11 protein-coding genes and 2 pseudogenes are annotated in these 21,626 nt (G+C 53.5%); 11 read left to right on the top strand and 2 right to left on the bottom strand.

The window, feature by feature from the left end; genetic code table 11:
* The first annotated feature begins 10 nt into the window (after window positions 1-10).
* Genes DFQ01_RS11075 through DFQ01_RS11045 form a run of 7 tightly spaced genes read left to right on the top strand, consistent with a single transcriptional unit; the run spans window position 11 to window position 17,406 of the window.
* The gene (locus DFQ01_RS11075) at window positions 11-862 is read left to right on the top strand and encodes a 3-hydroxyacyl-CoA dehydrogenase family protein (RefSeq protein ID WP_110043961.1); all 852 of its coding nucleotides are present in this window, start codon (window positions 11-13) and stop codon (window positions 860-862) included.
* 20 nt (window positions 863-882) lie between these two features.
* On the top strand, window positions 883-1,125 hold the full coding sequence (locus DFQ01_RS11070) for a phosphopantetheine-binding protein (RefSeq protein WP_174812755.1): 243 nt from the start codon (window positions 883-885) through the stop codon (window positions 1,123-1,125).
* A gap of 5 nt (window positions 1,126-1,130) precedes the next feature.
* Window positions 1,131-2,168 (top strand): HAD-IIIC family phosphatase, encoded by a 1,038-nt coding sequence (locus DFQ01_RS11065; protein ID WP_110043959.1) that lies wholly within the window; start codon window positions 1,131-1,133, stop codon window positions 2,166-2,168.
* The gene (locus tag DFQ01_RS11060) at window positions 2,165-3,556 is read left to right on the top strand and encodes an ACP S-malonyltransferase (protein WP_110043958.1); all 1,392 of its coding nucleotides are present in this window, start codon (window positions 2,165-2,167) and stop codon (window positions 3,554-3,556) included. Before DFQ01_RS11065 ends, DFQ01_RS11060 begins: the two co-directional genes overlap by 4 nt.
* Window positions 3,516-11,165: a non-ribosomal peptide synthetase gene (locus DFQ01_RS11055; protein WP_110043957.1), complete on the top strand. Its 7,650-nt coding sequence runs from the start codon at window positions 3,516-3,518 to the stop codon at window positions 11,163-11,165. Before DFQ01_RS11060 ends, DFQ01_RS11055 begins: the two co-directional genes overlap by 41 nt.
* 18 nt (window positions 11,166-11,183) lie before the next feature.
* On the top strand, window positions 11,184-15,158 hold the full coding sequence (locus DFQ01_RS11050) for a type I polyketide synthase (RefSeq protein ID WP_110043956.1): 3,975 nt from the start codon (window positions 11,184-11,186) through the stop codon (window positions 15,156-15,158).
* Entirely contained in the window at window positions 15,151-17,406 is a 2,256-nt protein-coding gene (locus DFQ01_RS11045) for a type I polyketide synthase (RefSeq protein ID WP_110043955.1), read from the top strand. Before DFQ01_RS11050 ends, DFQ01_RS11045 begins: the two co-directional genes overlap by 8 nt.
* Window positions 17,407-17,440: 34 nt before the next feature.
* Here the strand turns inward: DFQ01_RS11045 and DFQ01_RS11040 are convergent, their stop codons facing one another.
* Window positions 17,441-17,707, bottom strand: coding sequence for a hypothetical protein (locus DFQ01_RS11040; RefSeq protein WP_110043954.1), 267 nt, complete (start codon window positions 17,705-17,707; stop codon window positions 17,441-17,443).
* Between the two features lie 14 nt (window positions 17,708-17,721).
* Here DFQ01_RS11040 and DFQ01_RS32120 point away from each other — a divergent pair.
* The 4 genes and pseudogenes from DFQ01_RS32120 to DFQ01_RS11025 all read left to right on the top strand — a co-directional run.
* A pseudogene (locus DFQ01_RS32120) lies at window positions 17,722-18,035 on the top strand (transposase); the annotation flags it as partial.
* Window positions 18,036-18,208: 173 nt separating this feature from the next.
* Window positions 18,209-18,364, top strand: a pseudogene (locus tag DFQ01_RS31575) (transposase); the annotation flags it as partial.
* Window positions 18,365-18,584: 220 nt separating this feature from the next.
* Window positions 18,585-19,757 carry a YhgE/Pip domain-containing protein gene (locus DFQ01_RS11030; protein ID WP_174812694.1) on the top strand — a complete coding sequence of 391 codons (1,173 nt, stop codon included), beginning with the start codon at window positions 18,585-18,587 and terminating at the stop codon, window positions 19,755-19,757.
* 90 nt (window positions 19,758-19,847) lie between these two features.
* Window positions 19,848-20,444: a TetR/AcrR family transcriptional regulator gene (locus tag DFQ01_RS11025; RefSeq protein WP_110043952.1), complete on the top strand. Its 597-nt coding sequence runs from the start codon at window positions 19,848-19,850 to the stop codon at window positions 20,442-20,444.
* A 71-nt stretch (window positions 20,445-20,515) separates the two neighbouring features.
* Here the strand turns inward: DFQ01_RS11025 and DFQ01_RS31885 are convergent.
* On the bottom strand, window positions 20,516-21,626 hold a 1,111-nt coding region (locus DFQ01_RS31885), incomplete at its 5' end, for a BclA C-terminal domain-containing protein (protein ID WP_281272000.1).

Raw genomic sequence — 21,626 nt, 5'->3', positions numbered from 1 at the left:
AGGTGCAAGGATGATCGTTGGGGTTGTTGGTGCTGGCGTTATGGGGTCGGATGTTGCGCAAAATTTGGCGTCCTGCTCGCATGACGTGATATTGATGGATCATTCAGTAAAAGCACTTGATAGCGCTCGGAAGAAAATTGAGCGTGCGCGCAAGCTTGGTTCGTTCCACCGCAAAGGACAAAGCGGCGGAACGGCCGCACTGGATGCGATAGAGCGAATTCGTTTCGTTTCCGATTATGCGGCGCTCGCCGAGGTGGACTATTTGATTGAGAATGTCACGGAGAGGTGGGAAATCAAGAAGCCTGTCTACGAGGTGATAGACTCGATTTGCAAGGACAGCTGTATATTCGCGGTCAATACTTCCGTTATCCCGATTACGAAGGCTGCTTCGGTTACGAAACGCGCCGACCGGGTGATCGGCATTCATTTTATGAATCCGGTTCCGCTAAAGCCGACCGTCGAGGTCATTCGTGGCTATCATACTTCGGAAGAGACGATTCAGCGGACGGACGAGATGCTGCGAAGTATGGGCAAGTCGTATGTGCTTGTTCAAGATTCGCCGGGCTTCGTATCGAACCGTGTATTGATGCTTACGATTAATGAAGCCATTTTTCTGCTGATGGAGCAGGTCTCGACTGCCGCCGATATCGACAGGCTGTTCAGAGAATGCTTCGGACATACGATGGGTCCGCTGGAAACGGCGGATTTGATCGGGCTTGATACGATTTATTATTCCATCGACAACCTGTATCAGGAATTCGGAGACAGCAAGTACCGTCCATGTCCGCTGCTTAAGAAAATGGTAGACGCCGGATTGCATGGGATGAAGAGCGGCGAAGGCTTTTACAACTATAACGATTAGGAGCGATTGCCTTGGACGAAATGAAAATAAAAATAAGGGCGTTTCTTGGAAAATATATCAGGCAGCAATTCGAGGATCAGGACCATTTGTTCGAGCGAGGCCTCGTTAATTCTTTATTTGCGATGCAACTGGTCACTCATTTGGAGAAGGCATACGAGATTGAAGTGGACAATGAAGACCTGGAGATCGACAACTTCAAATCGGTTGATGCGATTTGCAGCTTTATTGCGAAGAAATCGGCTTGCAGCGTGAAGCAGGAGTAACCGGCATGAACAAAACGGTGAAATGCGTCATTTGGGATCTGGATGAAACGGTATGGAACGGCATATTGCTTGAAAATGAATCGGTCCAGCTGCGACCGGGCATTCTGGAGGTTTTCGATCAACTGGATCAGCGCGGCATTCTCCAGTCGATTGCGAGCAGAAACGATAATGGTCATGCTATGCAAATGCTGCGTGATTTCGGTATTGATCATTATTTTCTCTATCCTCAAATCAACTGGGGAGCCAAATCTTCGTCGGTTCAAACGATTGCGAAGGAGCTCAATATCGGCACCGATTCGCTGGCATTTGTAGATGATCAGCCTTTTGAGCGCGATGAGGTCGCTTCGGTGATGCCCGATGTGCTTTGTATCGATGCAAGCAATATAGACACCATTCTTGAGCTGCCGCAAATGAAGCCGCGGTTCATTACGCAAGACTCCCGAAATCGGCGGTCGATGATGAAAGCAGATGAACGGCGCAAAATCGCAGAGGAATCGTTCCAAGGCCCGCAGGAGCAGTTTCTGTCATCGCTTCAGCTCCAGTTGACCATACATCGTGCGAAAGAAGAAGATTTGCAGCGAGCGGAGGAGCTTACGGTTCGTACGCATCAGCTCAACTCAACCGGATACACCTATTCGTATGAAGAGCTTGCGCAGCTGTCGCGCTCCGAGAATCATCTGCTGCTTGTTGCGGAATTAACCGACATCTACGGTACATATGGAAAAATCGGTTTGGCGCTCGTCGAGGTAAACGCCGAAGTCTGGACGCTCATGCTGCTGCTGATGTCATGCCGGGTTATGTCGCGTGGCGTTGGCGGCGTACTGCTCCAGCAAATCATTCAATCCGCGATGGATCGGAATGCGGCTTTGCAAGCCGAATTCAAGTCGACGGACCGGAACAGAATGATGTATATGACCTTCAAGTTTGCAGGTTTCATAGAGAAATCAAGAGACGGCGATTTTGTTCTGTTCGACTACGCGTTGGATAAAGCACCGACTCAACCGTCCTATGTGCAGGTGGACGTGCGGGAGGTGTCTGCTTGAGCCGAATAACGATTGCGGCCGACGATGCAAATACGAAGGCATACAGTCTAGGAACAGGAGCAAGTACGGGTACAACGGGGCGGAAAATCGCATTTTTGTTCCCGGGACAGGGTTCGCAGCATATTGGAATGGGCCGCTCACTCTATGAGTTGTCGGCAGCTGCGCGGGCCGTTTTCGAGGAAGCGTCGGATACGCTGTCGATCGATATGCAGACGCTTTGCTTCTCGGGTCCGTTAAGGCAGCTTGCCCGCGTCGACAACATGCAGCTTGCGCTGCTTACGGTCAGTCGGGCGGCGTTCGCCGTCTATATGGAGCAATTCGGTCAACTGCCGGATTTTGCAGCTGGTCATAGCCTTGGAGAATACAGTGCGCTTGTGTGCTCCGGCGCTCTTTCGTTCAGTGATGCGCTACAGGTAGTCAAGCTGCGAGGCGAGTTGTCGCTGAAGCTGTCTGAACAGGAAGCCGGTTATATGATGGTCGTGCAAAATGCCGGACAAGAGCAGCTGCTAAGGCTTTGCGCGGAATGCTCGACGAGCGAGGACGTTGTCGTCCCCGCCTGCTTCAATTCTCGCGTGCAAACCGTAGTGTCGGGGACGCCACAGGCACTGGCTAGATTGGAAGACGAACTATGGAAGCGGGATATCGTTACGACTCCGCTGCTGAGCAGCGCTCCATTTCATTCTCCGCTTATGGCGGAGGCGGCGAAGATTCTAGAGGCGGAGCTGTTGCTGCGACGTGTCAAGCCGTTCCAGTTTCCGGTGCTGTCAGGCGTGACAGCGCAGCCGTATGCCTCCGAGCGCGACATTGCCAAAGGGCTGAGCGAACAGCTTGTTCGACCAATCCAGTGGCGAAACGTGCTGGATTACGCTGACAGTAGAGAAATCGATGCAGTGATCGAGATGGGTCCACAATCCGTTCTGTGCGCGCTGGTGAAAGATAACGGCAAGTCGTATCGCGGCTTCTCGTTCGGCGCGGCGGAAGACCGCAAGCTTGTCAGCGAACTGCTTGGCCGGACAGAGCAGGAATCGGTTGGACGCTGCATGGTAGAGGGTAAACCTTATCATTTTATCGAGCTGTGCTTGGGCATCGCAGTTGGGACGCGCAATGCGAATCCGGATCTAGGGCAGTATGAAGGGATCGTCGTTCCGGCCTATGAACGTCTTGAACAGCTTGCTGACTTGGTAGATTCGGAGGGTGGAATTCCGACCGGAGAGCAGATGAGTGAAGCGATGGAGCTGCTTATGCTCTTGATGAACACGAAGTGCGTTCCGCAGGACGAATGCAGCGATTATTATAGGGAGCTGTTCGATATGACGCGGACTTCATCCCTTTTCAAGGAGGTCTTGGATGCGGAACCTGAGTTTGAACGAACTGCTCGAACATGTTGAAGCCAAGATCGAGGTTACAGAGGTCAATACGAATGAGATGGCCATTATCGGAATGGCGCTCAAATTTCCGACGGCAAGCGATGTGCGTCAGTATTGGAACAATTTAAAAGCTGGACGCGATAGCGTTACTACAATGCCGAGCAGCCGCAAACGCGATGCGCAAGCGTACGTACAGCGCTGCTTAAGGCAGGATTTTCTTGATGCGCAATATGAGGAAATCGGCTATTTGGACGAGATCGATACGTTCGATTATGAGTTTTTTGGTCTGTCTCCGAAGGAAGCCAGCTTAATGGACCCCGGTCACAAGCTGTTCCTGCAATGCGCTTGGCAGGCGGTAGAGGATGCAGGCTTCGGAGATGGGCGTCTGTCCGGCACGGATACGGGCGTATTCCTCGGCTATTCAGCCAGCGATCTATACGACTATAAAAGGCTGATTGGGGAGCTGGAGCCGGATGCTGCGAACCTCGCAGCTGCGGGCAATATTATTTCGATGATGGCTAGCCGCGTCGCGTATTGGATGGATCTTAACGGTCCGAGCATGATGATTGATACGGCGTGTTCGTCTTCGCTCGTTGCGCTGCACGAAGCTTGCAAGTCGATCCGCAGCGGAGATTGCTCGATGGCCATTGTCGGTGGTATCCGATTGAGCCTCGTACCGGTTCGCAGAAAAGAAAAGCTTGGCATTGAATCGTCGGACGGCCGAACGCGCACATTCGATGAATATTCGGACGGCTCGACACTGAGCGAAGGCGTCGGCGCCGTCGTCATCAAGCCGTTGTCCAGCGCGCTCAAGGATGGCGACACCGTGTATGCGGTCGTTAAAGGCTCGGCCGTCAATCAGGACGGACGCTCCAACGGGATTACGGCTCCGAACCCGGACGCACATGCAGCCGTGATCGAGAAAGCGTGGAAGGCTGCAGGCGTTCATCCGGAGACGATCTCCTATATTGAAGCGCATGGAACGGGAACGAAGCTTGGCGATCCGGTAGAAATGGAAGGCTTGATGAAGGCATTCAGCCGCTATACGAACAAAAAGCAGTTCTGCGCAATCGGTTCGGCCAAATCAAACCTTGGCCATCTGGACAGTGCTGCGGGTATGGCTGGCTTGATCAAGGCGGCGCTTGCGCTTAGTCATCGCGAGCTGCCGCCGAGCATTTATTTCCATCGGCCGAACCGGAAGATCCGGTTTCATTTGTCTCCGTTTTATGTGAATGCCAAACTTCGCCGTTGGGACACTGCCAGAACTCCTCGCCGCTGCGGCGTCAGTTCATTCGGCATTAGCGGCACGAACGCTCATGTCGTGCTCGAAGAGTCGCCGATGAATACCGTTCATCCTGTCGAGGCAGACCGCGGAGCCCAAGCGGAAACGACCGATGAGCTGAGATTGTTTACGGTATCGGCAAAGTCCGTTCATTCTCTGCTCAAGCTGGTAGATCGCCATCTCGAATGGCTTGGCGAAGTGGCGGATGCCGAATTTGCAGACTACTGCCGCACGTCATGCGTGGGTCGGGGACATTACAAGTTCCGTCTCGCCATTGCAGCGGGGCGGATGACAGAGTTGATAGAACGGTTGCGTCTTGCGAAGTCAACGCTTCATGGCGAGCTTATCGGCGACAGAGACGTTCGATGGAACGTGCAGACCATGCAAACAGCCTTGGCTGCGCAGGATGTATTCGTTGGCGCTGACCTGTTGGCAGAGATTGCGGCAGGCAGCCGAACATTGGCAGACAATTCGACAGAATGCCATGCGGGAAAGGTTCCAGGCGACCGGTCTGCCGATGAAGCAGCAAGTATGGCCGAGTCTGAATTCAGAGCGAAGGGCGCTAGTGAAGCTCGTCTTACTGCCGTGCGTTATGCAGCAGGCGGAGAGATTGAGTGGGATGCGATGTATCCTTCTGCTAGGCGGAATAAAGCGAGACTTCCTGTCTATCCGTTCCAGCGCAAGCGCTGCTGGCTAGATGTAGCAGACAGAGAGCTGTACCGTCCGTATTTCTCTACGGAGGCAGAGCTTTATGTGCCGGAATGGAAGCGGGTAGAAGCGGATCCAGAATTGGAAGCAACGAAGCTGAAAGTATCGCTTCAGGAGCAGGCGTGTACGCTTCTGTTTACGGATCGTGGCGGCGTCGCGAAGCGTTACGCTCAATCGAAAGAATCCATCGGCGAGAGCGCGGTTATTGTTGCTATTGGCGAACGTTTCGCTCAAATTGATGACCGTACGTTTGAAGTTGGTCCTTCCGCTGCCGACTATGCACAGCTAGTTGAGGCGATCAGGCAGCTCGGCATCACGGATATCGTTCATTTTGCTTCTATTGATGCAGCTGGTTCTGCAGCTTGCGGTGCGGGTGCAGATACAAGCTGCTTCGAAGGCGATCAGCATAAAGAGAACCGACATAGCGGCGGCGGCATATACAGTTTATTCCGATTCGTAACTGCTCTTCGCCTGAACGGTTGGAAAAGTCCGCTCCAAGTGAAGATTGTCGCTCCGAATGCATACCGCGTTACGGAAGACCAATCGGAGGTTCGGCCGGAGCATGCGGCTATGTTCGGCTACGGCAAAGTGATTCAATACGAGCTGCCGGGTTCCCAATGCCGATGTATAGACTGGAACGGCACTGCCTCGGAGCAGCAGCTCTTTGAAGAGCTTGGCAGAACGACTAACGAATATGTGATCGCGCTGCGGGGCGAAGCTCGTTACCTGGAACGCATCTCCAGACGGAGTGAGAAGCGGACAGACGAGGGAGTGAGCATCCTCTCCGGTGGAACCTACATCGTAACAGGCGGAGTCGGGATCGTTGGACTTCAGCTTTCGCTCGAACTGGCAAGCAAGGCTAATGTCACAATTGTGCTGCTGAACCGGAGCGCTTTTCCTGCCCGCCATGAATGGAAGCGTATCCGCTACAACTACGAAATGAATCGGGAGAATGAGCTGTTGTACAAGCGGATCGTTCTCATGGAACAGATTATTGCAGCAGGCTCGGAAGTGGTCTGCATGCAGGCGGACATAGCGGACGAGGCCTCTCTGAGTGAAGCGCTGGCTTCTATCCGCGGACAGTACGGCCAGATCCATGGCATTGTGCATGCGGCCGGCGTTATGCGAGGCTTCGAAGAGGTGCAGAAGGCGCCGACTTTCGAGGAGCTGTGCGAAGATTTGCGGCCGAAGATGGACGGGACGCTGCTGCTGGACCGATTGACGGAGGATGATCCTATCGATTTCTTCCTGCTCTGCTCGTCGGTTATGACATTAACCGGTGGAAGCAATGTCGGCGGATATGTCGCCGCCAACGCATTTCTTGATTCTTTTGCAGAGGAGAGGAGTGCGAGGGGGAAACGAACCGTTGCCATCAATTGGTCTACGTGGGAGGAGACGTTCTACGCCAGCGTCGTATCGCTTGATAACCCGGAATATGTAAGAAATTACGGGCAGTATACGCTCTTCAAAGTCATGACGAACGAGCATGCTGCCGCTTATTTGGCCGAGGCGTTAGCCTCGAACCGTTCGCGACTGATTGTAGGACAGGCGAACAAGGACGGAGCTATTTTTCAACTGCTGGACACATTCGCCTTCCGGTTCGATCCGCATACGCTCGAACAGCTCATGAATAGCCGCATTGTGCCCGATCCCGGTGCGGCCTTGTACGGATTGGCTGCTGCGGCTTCAACCGCGACCGAAGCAGTTGAGTCGGAATTGACGGGACGCGCCGAACCGAACAGCTATACGTCCACCGAACGGCGTATTGGCGGAATATGGAGCAGCGTACTCGGCTACCGGCAGTTGAACGTGAAGGATAACTTCTATGAGCTTGGCGGAGATTCGATTTCGATGATGAAAGTGATCTCCGGTATTAGCCAGCAATTCAGCTATGATATCAAGCCGACGGAATTTATGGAGCGGCTCACAATCGAGTCGCTGGCCGGCTGGCTGGACGAGCGCCAGCAGGACGCAAAGCCAGGCAGTCAGGCACCTATATTCCCACAAGCAGTCCCAGAACCGGACAAGCTGGGCGAGCCGTTCGGACTGACGGAGGTTCAGCGCGCCTACTTTATCGGCCGCAACGATTATTTTGAGCTTGGCGGCGTTTCGACTCATGCGTATTCGGAGCTTGAGACGAAGCTCGATATGGAGAGACTGTCCGCGGCACTTAATGTGGTGATCCGTCGGCATCCGATGCTCCGATGCGTCATTATGCCAGACGGCAAGCAGAGGATCTTGGAGCGTACGCCTGAATATCGCATCGAAACTACGGATATTCGTAGACAAGACGAAGCTGCTAGACAAGAGCGAATTGAGCGGGAGAGAAAGCGGATGTCGCATGACGTATTCCGCACGGACCGCTGGCCGCTATTCGAAATTAAAGCGTTTCGAATGACCGACGATACGCATTACTTATGCATCGGCTTTGATGTGTTGATTGCAGATGGTCTCAGCATGCAAATTATCGAACGCGATGTCATGCATGCATATCATCATCCAGAAGACGAGCTGCCGCCGCTTGACTGTTCATTCCGCGATTATATGCAAGCCTATGAGTCTTTCCGTCATTCAGAGGTGTATGAAGAGAGTAAATCGTATTGGCTCGGCAAGCTAGATTCGTTCCCGGAGCCTCCGTCCATACCGCTGCGCTGCGATCCGAGACGAGTCGCAAAGCCTACGTTTAATAGATTAACCGAATCGCTCACGACCGCAGAGTGGCAGACCGTCAAGCGCCTTGCCGCGCACAATCGGGTCACGCCATCCGCCGTATTTTGCACGATCTACGCGGATATTTTGTCACGCTGGTCCAATCAACGGCAGCTTGCGGTCAACCTAACCGTATTTAACCGTTATCCGTTCCATCCGGACATCCCTGAGCTGGTTGGCGATTTCACCTCGCTCATGCTTCTCGGACTCGACTTCAAGAGTACAGATGCGTTCTGGAACAAAACGAGGCTCGTCAATCGGACGATTGCCGAGGCACTGGAGCATCGCCATTTTGACGGTGTCGAGATGATTCGTGAAATCGCCAGATCGCGTCAAAAACAAAATGCAGCCGTGATGCCTTACGTCTTCACCAGCCTGCTGTCGCAGGACTTTCAAGGCACGGCGCAAATCGAGCAGCCGCCCGGCGATGTCAAGATGCGCATAAGCCAAACGTCGCAGGCTTATCTCGATTTCCAGCTTACCGAGCGCGGCGGAGTGCCGGAGATCAGCTGGGACTATGTGACGGAGCTGTTCGAAGAGGACATGATTCGAAGCATGTTTGATGCTTTTCTTCGTTCGGTCGCAAGACTGACGGAAGAAGTGGAGCCAGGACAACTTCCTCTGCCTGAACAGGAGCAGCTGCTTTATGCGTCATTCAATGCTACTGCGATACCAATGGATGGAGAAATGACGTTGGATCGGATGTTTGCGCGGCAAGCCCATCTCAATCCAAGCCGGATAGCAGCAGTCGCAGGCGACCGACAAATCGATTACGGAGGTGTGCTGGAGCTGTCGCAGCGCTACGCTGCCTTTCTTCTTGACCATGGTGTGGCGCGTGGCGATCTGATCGGCGTCATGGGTAACCGTTCTGTAGAGACGGGAGCTCTCCTTCTTGCTGTGTTATCCGTCGGAGCCGCCTATGTACCGATCGATCCGGATTATCCGGAAGAGCGGCGAAGTTACATCATCAGGCACAGCGGCTGCACAATGCTGCTCGATGCGCATGTTCTGCAGGAAGACGAAGCATTCCCGTCTGCTGCACGCGTCATCCACCAACCGGCAGAGCCGGCAAGCAGACCGGATGATTTGGCCTATGTGATCTATACATCGGGAAGCACGGGGACGCCTAAGGGGGTCGCGGTTACCCATAAAGCCGCAGCGAACACGATCGCCGATATCAATGCCAAGTTTGGCATTAGCGAACACGATCGCATTGCTGCTGTATCCTCACTATGCTTCGATTTGTCGGTCTACGACTGGTTCGGCGCATGGGCTGCAGGAGCAGCCGTCATCATCATCGACGATCCGCGCGATATGCCCGCTGTATTGAGAACGTCGTCAAGCTGCGGCGTAACGGTGTGGAACACGGTGCCGGCGCTGATGGGCGCGTTGCTTGAGCACTCCACGCTGCAAGGAGCCGTTCTCCCGCCGCTGCGCATCATTATGTTAAGCGGCGACTGGATACCGCTGCCGCTGGCACGCAGCGTGTTGTCCAGATTCCCTGACGCTTCATTCATGAGCCTAGGGGGCGCGACGGAAGCGGCTATCTGGTCGATTTATTATCCGGTTGCCTCCGTTCATGAGGAATGGAAATCCGTGCCTTACGGCATGCCGCTTGCCAATCAAAGCTGGTATGTCCTTGATGAATCGGCGAATCTTTGTCCGGTCGGTGTAGCAGGTGAGCTTCATATCGGCGGAGTGGGTCTAGCCTCTTGCTATTGGAAGGACGAGAAGAAGACGGCTCAAGCCTTTGTTCAGCATCCGACGTTCGGCAGACTTTACCGGACGGGCGATTTCGGTGTGATGCGAAGAGACGGCTTCATCGAGTTTCTCGGCAGGCGCGATACGCAAATCAAGATTCGCGGCTACCGCGTCGAGCTAGGTGAAATCGAAAACTGCCTGCTGCGCTGGAATGCGGTCAAGGAAGCTGTGGTCGTCAATTTCAAGGACAAAGCTGGCCAAACCTATCTGGCGGCCTATGTTGTTGCTGAAGCGGGCGGAGAGACACTTAATAAGGAAGCACTGATTGCGTATCTCGAGGAGCAATTGCCTTCGTATATGATTCCGTCGCGCTACACATTCATGGATCGGATTCCGCTGTCGCCAAACGGCAAGCTGGATCGGAAGGCGCTGCCTGAACCGCAAGAAGAGATTCGTTCTGCAGACACACATGGTAAGGCGAAGTCTGAGATGGAACATCTCGTTCTCGGTATGTGGAACCTGGCGCTGGATAGGGACGACGTTGGGACGAAAGAGCATTTCTTTGATATCGGCGGCGATTCGATCCGTCTGATGAACGTGCACGCGCAGCTTGAAGCGCACTATCCGGGCAAAGCGAGCATCACAGATTTATTCGCTTATCCGACAGTGGAAAGTTTCGCAGGGCTGATGGAGCGCAGGCTGCAGCCAGTGGAGTACGTCCGGACAAGTTCATTCCTTAATGAAGCAACGGCGCTGGCGCTTTCGCTGCTTGCTGAGCGAAGCGGAGTGGAGACATACGCTGTATGTTCACTCGCGTTCGTCTATCTGATTGCTGACGCTGTGGGCGAATCTGAAATTTCGCTTGCAGCAGCGGATCGAAGCGGTCTGGTGCAAGCTCAATCGCTTCAACTAGACCAAATTACAAGCGTATCGCAATTTATTGCAGAGCTTCAGTACAAACGCTTGGATGCGTCTTCGTATATCGCTGCCGAAGCGCCTTATGGACGTATGGGCCGCCGCCCGCTTGCCTTCGCTCTGGATTTCGATGCGGCGGTTGCTAGCATGGATGCCGGTACCGGGGTCGATGCTGTTGCGACAATCTATATTTCGGACGACAAGCAGATCCATGTCATGTACAGACAGCAAGAGAACGACGACAGCGTCGAAGCCGCACAAATGCTGCTCGCGAACTATGGTCGCTTGCTTCATATTTTGGCGGAACAACGATAATGGAAGGAGGCTCCGCTTATGGCCCAAAGATTGCTGGACATCATGAAGCTGTCGTCTGAGAACGCCTCAAGAGCGGAAACGGGCAAGGAGATCGCTGTGATCGGCATCGGACTCGATTTCCCGCTTGCGAGTGATGCGAATGCGTATTGGACGCAAGCTTCCGAAGGCGAATGTGCAACCAGAGAGCTTCCCTATTCACGTAAAATAGAGGCGGACCGCTATACCCGGTTCAAAGGGATGAAGCGATCCGACTGGAGCTTCATCCGACAAGGCTATTTGAACAGAATCGATCGCTTCGATCATCGGTTCTTCGGCATGTCTCCCCGCGAGGCAGAGCTGACGGACCCTCATCAGCGGTTGTTTATGCAGACGGCTTGGCATACCTTCGAGGATGCGGGATACACCTTCGATAAGCTGAAAGGGAGCCGGACAGGCGTATTCATCGGCTACGACCATGAGGCGTACAATTATACGGGACGGGTGCTGGAGGTTGACCCGTCCTCCTATAAAGAGGCGCATGTCGGCAACCTTGTGTCGATGATTCCTGGGCGGGTTTCGTACTATTTTGACTTGAAGGGGCCGTGCATGCTCGTCAACACTTCATGTTCGTCCTCGCTTGTCGCCATTCATACGGCGGTTCGAGCGATTCGAAGCGGCGAATGCGATGCCGCCCTGGCAGGGGGCATACGTCTCGACGTTCTGCCGATTGATCTGATCGGCAAAGTCGGCATCGAATCGGCGCATGGCAAGACGAGAACGTTCGATGATAAGGCGGACGGCACGGTAACCGGCGAAGGGGTATGTGCCGTCATGCTGAAGCCGCTTCGCCAAGCCTTAAAGGATAATGACCCGATTTATGCGGTCGTCAAAGGCAGCGCCACCAATCAAGACGGACATTCGATCGGGCTTACCGCGCCGAATGCACTCGCGCAGGAGGAAGTGCTCGTATCGGCATGGCGAGATGCGGAAATTTCACCCGACACGATCGGTTATTTGGAAGCGCATGGCACCGGTACGAAGCTGGGCGATCCGATTGAAATCGATGCGGTCAACAAGGCGTTCGCGAGGTTTACGGAGCGCAAGCAGTTCTGCGCCATTAGTTCGGCAAAGCCGAATATCGGGCATCTGATCGGAGCGGCCGGCCTAGCCGGGTTCGTTCGTGCGGTTATGGCGATGAATCGGAAGACATTGCCGCCTACGTTACATTTTGCCCGGCCGAACCGGAATATCTCGTTCATTCAATCTGCTGTTTATGTGAACGATACGGCAAAGCCGTGGCTGTCGGACGATCAGCCGCGAAGATGCGGCGTCAGTTCATTCGGTTTCAGCGGCACGAACTGCCATATCGTGCTAGAGGAGGCGCCTGTTTGTGACATGACAGGCGTAGCCGAAGGAGGCGGCGCGATGACGACTCCGCTCTATGCTCTTGCTATATCGGCTCACAGTGTGTGGTCGCTTCGTCAGAAAGCGGATCGGCTTGCCGAGTGGCTCTCGCAAAGCACAGAGCGAATGGAAGATATTTGCTATACCGCCAATGTGGAGCGAAGCGCTTTCCCGTATCGTTTGCTTGTTGTAGGTGCCAATGCGGAGGAGCTTGCTGCGCGGCTCTCGGCGGTCGAAGATGCTGACTATAACCAAATTACGCTTGGAGCGGGCCTTATCGTAGGTACGATGCTTGAGGGCGAAGGGGTTTTAAAGGATCTAGCGGCTGCTTTCGTTAAGGGGGAGCATACAGATTGGTCCATCGTTTATCCTGTTCATAAGCATCGTCAGGTGCGCTTGCCTTTGTATCCGTTTGAACCGGTGCGCTGCTGGATGGATTGCCCTGATTCGCAGCCGATTCCGTTATGGGAGATGGGATGGGAGGTTTCGGTTGAAGAAGACGGCGTAATGACGGGAGTTAGCGAACATGGCAGCTCGATCGCAAGTACGCAAGCGAGTTCGCAGAACAGCATGCATACGGCTAATATTGTCGATGGCAAGCTTAGTAGACGCACGCTTATTCTTCATAGCGGAGATGTGCGGGCTGTGGAAATTGTTAACGCGCTGCAAGAAGCTAAACATGTCGGCAGATCTCTGATTGATGATTTGAGCGGGGAAGCCGGCTCGCAAAATCATGAAATAATCGAGCTGCTTCATGACAACGATTCCGATTATGAGCGTTTGTTCGAGATTCATGATCCAAGCCGACTTGAACGGATTGTGTTTATCTACACGGCTGCCTCGTCGGGAGAAAACTGCACATTGGACGAAGCGCAGCTCCGAAAAGGGCTTGACGAAGGATTCTTCCGTCTGATCGAACTGTGCAAAGCGCTCACTAACAAGATTAGCCGACAGCCAGAGCTCGTTATTGTCACCACCGATGCTTATTCCGTTATGGGGACGGAAGTCGGTCTATCGCCGGATAGCAGACTACTCCATTCACTGTGCGAAACGCTTCCTCTCGAATCGCCGAATCTTCGGATTCGGTCGATCGATATCGATTCAGCGACGTCGGCTGAACGCGTGGCTGCGGAGATCTGCTGCTGTAGCAGCAAACACGATCAATCCACAGCGGAGAATTCGGCAGGAACTAATAGCCTTCCGAATCCGGCTATCAGCCGAAATAGCGTCAAAGTCTCGGCGTTGCGAGGCGGGAACAAATATGCACGCGTATGCCGAATTGCTTCGGTTAAGAACGGACCTTTATTCTCGGGTGAACCAAACGATATTTTGCGCGAAAATGAGCTTCCGCTGCGTGCAGGCGGTGTCTATGTCATCAGCGGTGGAGGCGGTGGCATCGGGCAGGAGATCGCCAAATTTATAGCGGATGTGAAACCTCTGCATGTGGCGATCATTACGCGGACTACGCCGCCAGATGAACATACATTGGCGGATATTCGCAGCTGCGGATCAACCGTTTCCGTTCATTATGCGGACGTTGCATGCAGAGACAGCCTTCGTGATGCGCTTGCTAGCATTCGCGGCGATTATGGCGCGATACGCGGCATCGTTCATTGCGCCGGCTCTCTTGCGGCGCAAGGTACGCTGCTTCGGAAGGAGCGCAGCGTCATTATGAATCAGCTGGAAGGGAAAGCAATCGGTGCGCTGCTGTTGGATGAACTGACAAATGAAGACCCGCTTGATTTCTTCCTGTGCAGCTCCAGCATTTCCGCGTTTGTCGGCATTCCTGGCGAACTTGATTACAGCCTAGGGAATTCGCTTCTCGACGCGCTCTGTGAAGAAAGAAGCACGAGACGTTCGGGAACAAAGTGCGTGAATTGGCCGAGCTGGTTCGAGACGGGGATGGCGGTAGCATACGGAGCGGATTTGAATGGTGGCGTCCTGCAATCGGTTTCCAACGGTGAAGCGATGGAGGCGCTCGTGAAGGTCCTTCGTTCGGAATTGACACAGGCGATCATTGGCCAGCCTAAGCGGACTGCAGAGCAATTCTCAGAACTCGTTGCCGGTCGGTTAAGCATGTTGGATTATTATGCGGATCACGATCAGGATGCAGAGGCGTTTAAGCAGCCGAAAGCAGCAGCGCAGAAGAGCGCGGAAGCTTCCAAGTCGGCGATCCAGCTGATAGGAAAGGGAGGCAGCGCTACGGAGACAGAGCTGCTTGTCGGCACGGCCTGGTCGGAGGTGCTTGGTTATGCGGCATTCCGTATGGACGATAATTTCTTCGATATTGGCGGCAACTCGATTATGATTCTCAAGATACATGCGTACATCGATAAAGAGCGGCCGGGCATCGTTCAGCTGCCAGATTTGTTTGCATTCCCTACTATTGCGAAGCTGGCGGAATATATCGATATGCAGACGCAAGGGCATCATCAAGTCGGTTACGCTGCAGCAACAACGGAAGAGAACGCATCGGGAGAACCCAAATCAGCTGATGAAGAATACGAGGATATCGAGCTGCTGATCGAACAGCTGGCTAAAGGCGAATTGTCTGTATCTGGATTGATGTCTACGTTAAACGGCAGCGGGGCAGGTGAGGGCAATGAGTGATACGCTGAAATTCGTGCTAGAGCAAATCGCCAGCGGCACCATCGATACGAAGATCGGCATACAACTGGTCAAGCGGCTGCGCGCACAGACAGCGGAGCCGAAAGCTGACGCACGCCGCTCGGGAGACAGCATCGCGATTATCGGCATGTCGCTGAAGCTGCCGATGGCCGATCATTACGACATGTTCTGGAACCATCTTATATCACGTACATCCTGCATCCGTGAGCTGCCAGAGAGACGCAGGCAGATGGCTGACCAATTGCTTGGAAAGGGCGGTCATTACGATAAAGCCGGTTATTTAAGCGAGATCGACGGCTTCGACTATCCATTCTTCCGCATGTCGCTAGGCGAGGCCAGGCTGCTGGATCCGGCGCAGCGGATTTTTCTGCAGACCGCTTGGTCGGCCCTGGAAAATGCGGGTTATGGCGGAAAGAAGCTGTCCGGCAGCCGGACCGGCGTATTTATCGGCTACAATGCCTGGCCGACCTATGGCACCATCCTATCAAGGTTATATCCGGAAGCGATGTCGGTTGCGTTGCCGGGCAATATCGCGCCAATTATCGCCAGCAGGCTGAATCATCTGCTTGACTTGCGCGGCCCAAGCATGGCTATCGATACGTCCTGTTCTTCCTCGTTGGTTGCGCTGCATACCGCCTGTCAGAGCTTGTTGAACGGCGAATGCGACGCCGCGCTTGCTGGCGGTATAAAACTCAATATCCTTCCAGTGAACAAGGATTTCAAAATCGGCATTGAATCCGGCAGTGGGATAACGCGAACGTTCGATGATGCAGCCGACGGCACGCTTTGGGGTGAAGGCTCGGCGGCGATCCTGCTTAAACCGCTGGAGCAGGCGATGCGTGACGGCGACCATATCTATGCGGTTATTAAAGGGAGCGCCATCAATCATGACGGCAGCTCCATCGGCTTGACCGCGCCTAACGCACTTGCGCAGGAGCGGCTGCTTGTCGATGCTTGGGAACGTGCAGGCGTAGATCCCGAGACGATCACATATATGGAGGCGCACGGCACGGGCACGAGGCTGGGCGACCCAATTGAAATTGACGGAATCACGCGCGCTTTTCGCCGTTATACGAGCCGCAAGCAGTTCTGCGGCATCGGGTCGGTCAAAAGTGTCATCGGACATCTCGACGGCGCTTCCGGTATAGCGAGCCTGATAAAAACGGCGCTTTGCCTGACGAACAAGCAGCTGCCGCCAACGCTCTCGTTCTCCAGACCGAATCGAAGCATTCGTTTCGAGGATTCGCCGCTTTATGTCAACGACGAGCTGCGCGGCTGGGAGCGTCTTGCGGTTGATATCCCGCTAAGATGCGGGGTCAGCTCGTTTGGCTTCAGCGGCACGAACTGTCATGTCGTGCTGGAGGAAGCGCCTACCAAGCATAGATCCGCTGAGTCTGCGGATGAGCCGATGCTGTTGACGATGTCCGCACAGGAGAAGCATGCGCTTTCCCAATATGTAAACAATATGCTGGATTATATCGTTGCCAAGCCTCATATTGCGATGGCGGATGTATGCTATTCGGCCAATATCGGGAGGGGTCTTTACAACTATCGTCTAGCTATTACCGCTTCCAGCCGTGAAGAGATGATCGCGAAGCTGGAGCGCGCCGCGGCGGCGCTGTCGCTGGGAGCACAAGTGGCGGAAATCGACGGGGTCGCTTACGGAGAAATCATCGACAGCATTAAGCCGGTTGAATTATTTGTCACCGTAACCGGACTCATCAACAGTTGGCGCAAATCCGAACGTAAGGAACGGCAGCTATTGGAGCGGCTTGCAGCCTGCTACGCTGACGGAGCGACGATTCCTTGGGAGCAGCTGTATGAAGGAGAGAATCGGAGCAGGACACCGCTCCCAACTTATCCGTTCCAACCGTATTCCTGCTGGTTCGAACTTCCGGATAGCGGAGTTGATGATAGGATTAGGACAGATTTGCTTGGCGAACGGCAGCGCAAATTGAACGCAATCGGCAGTGAAGAACCTCTGACCAGTCGTGAACAGCTTGAAGAGACGTTGTGCATCATATGGAAAGAGGTGCTCGGCCTATCAGAGATATCTCTCGAGGATGATTTCTTTGATCTTGGCGGTCACTCCTTACTTGCCGTTCAAATGGAGGCGAAGCTTAATGATATCGGGTTTCCTGTTCATATGCTCGACATCCAACAATATTCGAGCATTAGGCTGCTGACCGACCATTTATCCGAAAGGTTCTTAGAGATGATCAAATCTTAACAGGGAGAAGCGATTGCACAGTAAAGGGGCTGTCTCAAAAGTCATTAGACTTTGGGACGGCCCCTTGTGTTTCAATGAGCTGCAAAGGCAGCTGCGCGGAGCGAATGTTCTTACGATCGCTGTTGTCACCGGATTGCTTTGAATGGGTAAGATCAAGATCGCTGCAAGGTAGCAATCCGTTGACAAAGGCGTCCTCTGACGCTTCTTCAGAATCATTCGTCTGCTCCGCTGCTGGCTTGGTTTTAGACAGACAAAAAGAAACAGTCTTTTGGTAAAATGGAAGTACCACCAACCATTCCAAATGAGCTGTTTCTCTTGTACATCCAATATACCCTGGACCAACTCTGCTTGCCAATGGACCTCGAAGAGGACATTCCCTCGAATCACCTCGTTCGTGTCGTCAAGGCTGCCGTAAATCGGCTGGACGACAAGATCTTCGCCAGTGCTTATCCTGGCGGTGGCCGAGACAGTTATCATCCCAAAATGTTCACATAAAGCTAGAACATTACTTCGTCGATGGTACAGAGATCGAAGCCAATGCGAATCGGTACACCTTCGTTTGGGGTAAAGCCGTCGTGAAGCAAAAAGCCAAACTGCAAGAGAAAGTACAGACATTGTTTGCTGCCATCGAAGCAGCGGAGATTGCCGAAGAACAAGAATATCAAGGAAAAGCGCTTCCTGAACTAGGCGGCGACGCCTCTTCCGTCACAAGTGAGAAACTCGACGAAGCCATTGAGCGTCTGGAAGCAAAGCTTCAAGAACGGCCGAAAGATAAAGCACTGAAGGCTACGCATTATCAGTAAGGCGAATGATCGAACCGGAGAGTGTGTTTGGACAAATAAAGAATAACCGGGGATTCCGGCGGTTTCTGCTTCGAGGCTTGCAAAAAGTAAGCCTTGAGGTCGGGTGGCTTTCGCTTGCCCATAATTTGCTCAAGAAGGGAGCAGTAGATAATTGATCTAGCTTATCAATGAGCTGACCTACTTTTGGGTCAGCCTCTTTTTCTTTTTTTTTTGTAACTAAGGCGGCCAGGGTGCAGCAACAGTGACTGACTGATGACAGGAATGCCTCTTCATTTTTTAAGTGTTGACTTGGAAGGGAATGGGTGGTAAATTATCAATCAAACAACAATTTAAAACAATTGTTTAAAACGAATGATTGAAACGGGAGGGTTCAAAATGAAACATGCATTGAAAGCTTATTTGTCCAAAAGCCAGACGATTATCGCGCTGGTTGTCGCGTTGATGGCGCTAACGATTTTCGTCGTATGCTGGATGACTGCTTATGATGGGGTCAATAACCGGACGGACCAATTGAAGATTGCCGTTGTGAATGAAGATGGGGAGTTCGGCAGTCAACTGATCGAGCAGCTTAAGGGAAACCTGCCATTCGAGATCACAACGCCTAGCGCAGAAGATGCACGTACGGAGCTCGAGCGCCGCAAGGTGCATCTCATCATGACGATTCCAAGCGAGTTCGGCAGCAGCTTAACGTCGCCGAATTCGAAAGCGACGATTCATTTTACGGTCAATCAATCCAATCCTCAGATGACGCGGAGTGTAATGGATAGTGTGGTTGCACGCATTACACAGCAGATGAAAGACAATACAATTTTGCAAGGAACGCAAGCGGTGTTGGAGCAGTTGAATATGCCTGAGGAACAAGCGGGCCAGACAGCACAAGCGCTGCTCTCGAAAGTGGAGGCGGAGACTGAGACGATCAACCCGATTCAAGGCATGCAGAATCAAATGCTTCCGATGATGCTCGTGCTCGGATGCTTCGTTGGCTCGATGCTGATGGCAATGAATCTGCAGCAAGTAACGATGGCAATAGGCTCGGCATTGTCGGCGCGACAGCATTTTGGTGTAAGAGTCATTCTTAATATCGCGGCTGCATTCATCATCTCGATTGTTGGATCAACGCTCATCTATGCGCTTGGTGGACAGATGGAAAGTGGATTCCTCTTGTTCTGGCTGTTCACGATGCTTACGTTGATCACATTCATGTTCTTCTCGCAGCTGTTCCTGCTTCTGCTTGGAATGGCAGGCATGTTCGTCAACATGATGATGCTGTCGCTGCAGCTGGTTACATCGGGAACGATCGTTCCACGCGAGGTGCTGAGCGGCTTCTTCAAGTCGTTGGGACATTTCTTGCCTGCAACGTATGCAGTAGATGGATTGTTCAATCTCGGCTTTGGCGGTATTCAGACGGGGCATGATGTGGGCATTCTGTTCCTCATTGTTGCGATTAGCTCAGGACTTGGATTCGTGCTCTTGCAGGTGAGGGTGAAGAAGCAGCCAGCTTCTGTGGGATCTCAACAGCCTGCATCTAATGAAGTAGTTGCCAACTAGTATCCGAAGTAAAACAAACGTTTGATCAACAGATTACAGCATGATAGACTTTTCCATATATAAAATCAGGCAGAGGGAGTCGTGTAACGAATGGAGCAGGATGTCAAGCAGCGCATTTTACTAGCGGCTAAGGAACTGTTCGCGGTACAAGGGTTTGACGGAACGACGATTCGGCAAATATGCGATAAAGCAAATGCGAATATTTCGCTTGTGTCCTATTATTTTGGCGGGAAGGAGAAGGTGTTCCAGCATATCTTCGAGACGTACTTCCCGGGCACAAAGCTCGATCAGGCAGAAGCAATGTTTCGGGATCCGTTCACCGGACTGCAATTCCTGATGGATCAAGTGATGTCTATGAGCTTCGATGACTTCCATCTAAGCTTGATGATAGACCAAGAGCTGCTCATGCACTCTTCGCGCAGCGAGATTGTAATGTCGTATGTGCAGCCCGTGTGGGCGAAACTCGAGGAGCTCTTACAGCGTGGAAAGGAACAGGGCGTATTTCATTTTGAGTCATTAGCGAATACATTGCTCATCATTCGAGGAATCAGCCTTTCTGCCAAAATCGATCTAAAGATGAACACGAGCGCACCAGTAAGATCGCAAGAAGAGATCGAGCAGATCAAACAAACAGCAATCCAGTTCATTATGGATGGGTTGAAGGTTGATAGGGCGAGATCAAATTGAATAGATAGAAAAACAGCACGAACGAGATTCCATATGGAATCCAGTTCGTGCTTGTTTCGTTTCATATAAGATTAAGACAACAAGACGATAGTGACTGCCGCGCCTGCTCCTGTAATGAGTGTTGCAGTTCCAAGTAAACCGAATAGCTGAATCGTGACGGTATTGCCTGCGGTCAAATTGAGGACGACGACGTTGTTGAACTGAGTGACCGACACGGCATTCGATATCGTGCCAGCAGGAACTGCAGTTCCGTTGACGAGTAAGCGTGCGGAAACCAATAGCGAAGCTGTCGTATTAATCTGGAATGAAATCATATAGGTGCCAGTGGTTGGAACCGTAATCGTATCATTAGCACCATTGATTGTGAAACCGCCATTGAAAACCTGTGCATTCGGAAGAGGTACATTTGTACCGCCAAGCACGACGGAGATCGCAGAGCCAGATGTATTAGCGGCAAAGGCATGCACATCGGTGAAAGCGCTGCCTGTAGCTCCGGTCGCCCCCGTTGTGCCGGTTACACCTGTGGTGCCTGTAGCACCAGTCACACCCGTGGTACCTGTTGCGCCAGTCGCTCCAGCCGTACCCGGCGCACCATCAGCGCCAGTCGCGCCCGTAGCTCCAGCAGCCCCCGGCGCACCATCAGCGCCAGTGGCTCCAGTCGCTCCGGCAGCCCCCGGCGCACCATCTGCGCCACTGGCCCCAGTCGCTCCAGCAGCTCCCGGCGCACCATCAGCGCCGGTCGCGCCCGTCGCTCCAGCAACCCCCGGCGCGCCATCAGCGCCGGTCGCGCCCGTCGCTCCAGCAGCCCCCGGCGCACCATCAGCGCCGGTCGCGCCCGTCGCTCCAGCAGCCCCCGGCGCACCATCAGCGCCGGTCGCGCCCGTCGCCCCATCAGCCCCCGTAGCGCCATCAGCGCCGGTCGCGCCCGTCGCCCCATCAGCCCCCGGCGCCCCATCAGCGCCAGTGGCCCCGGTAGCTCCGGCAGCTCCTGTCGCCCCATCAGCGCCAGTCGCGCCCGTCGCTCCAGCAGCCCCCGGCGCCCCATCAGCACCGGTCGCGCCCGTAGCTCCGGCAACCCCCGGCGCCCCATCAGCGCCAGTGGCCCCAGTCGCTCCGGCAGCTCCTGTCGCACCTTCAGCGCCGGTCGCACCCGTAGCTCCCGGTGCCCCATCAGCGCCAGTG

The sequence above is a fragment of the Paenibacillus cellulosilyticus genome, from assembly GCF_003182255.1.
Classification (GTDB): domain Bacteria; phylum Bacillota; class Bacilli; order Paenibacillales; family Paenibacillaceae; genus Paenibacillus_T; species Paenibacillus_T cellulosilyticus.
The sequence above is the reverse complement of the archived record's forward strand: the minus strand, read 5'-3'. Positions and strand labels throughout refer to the sequence as shown.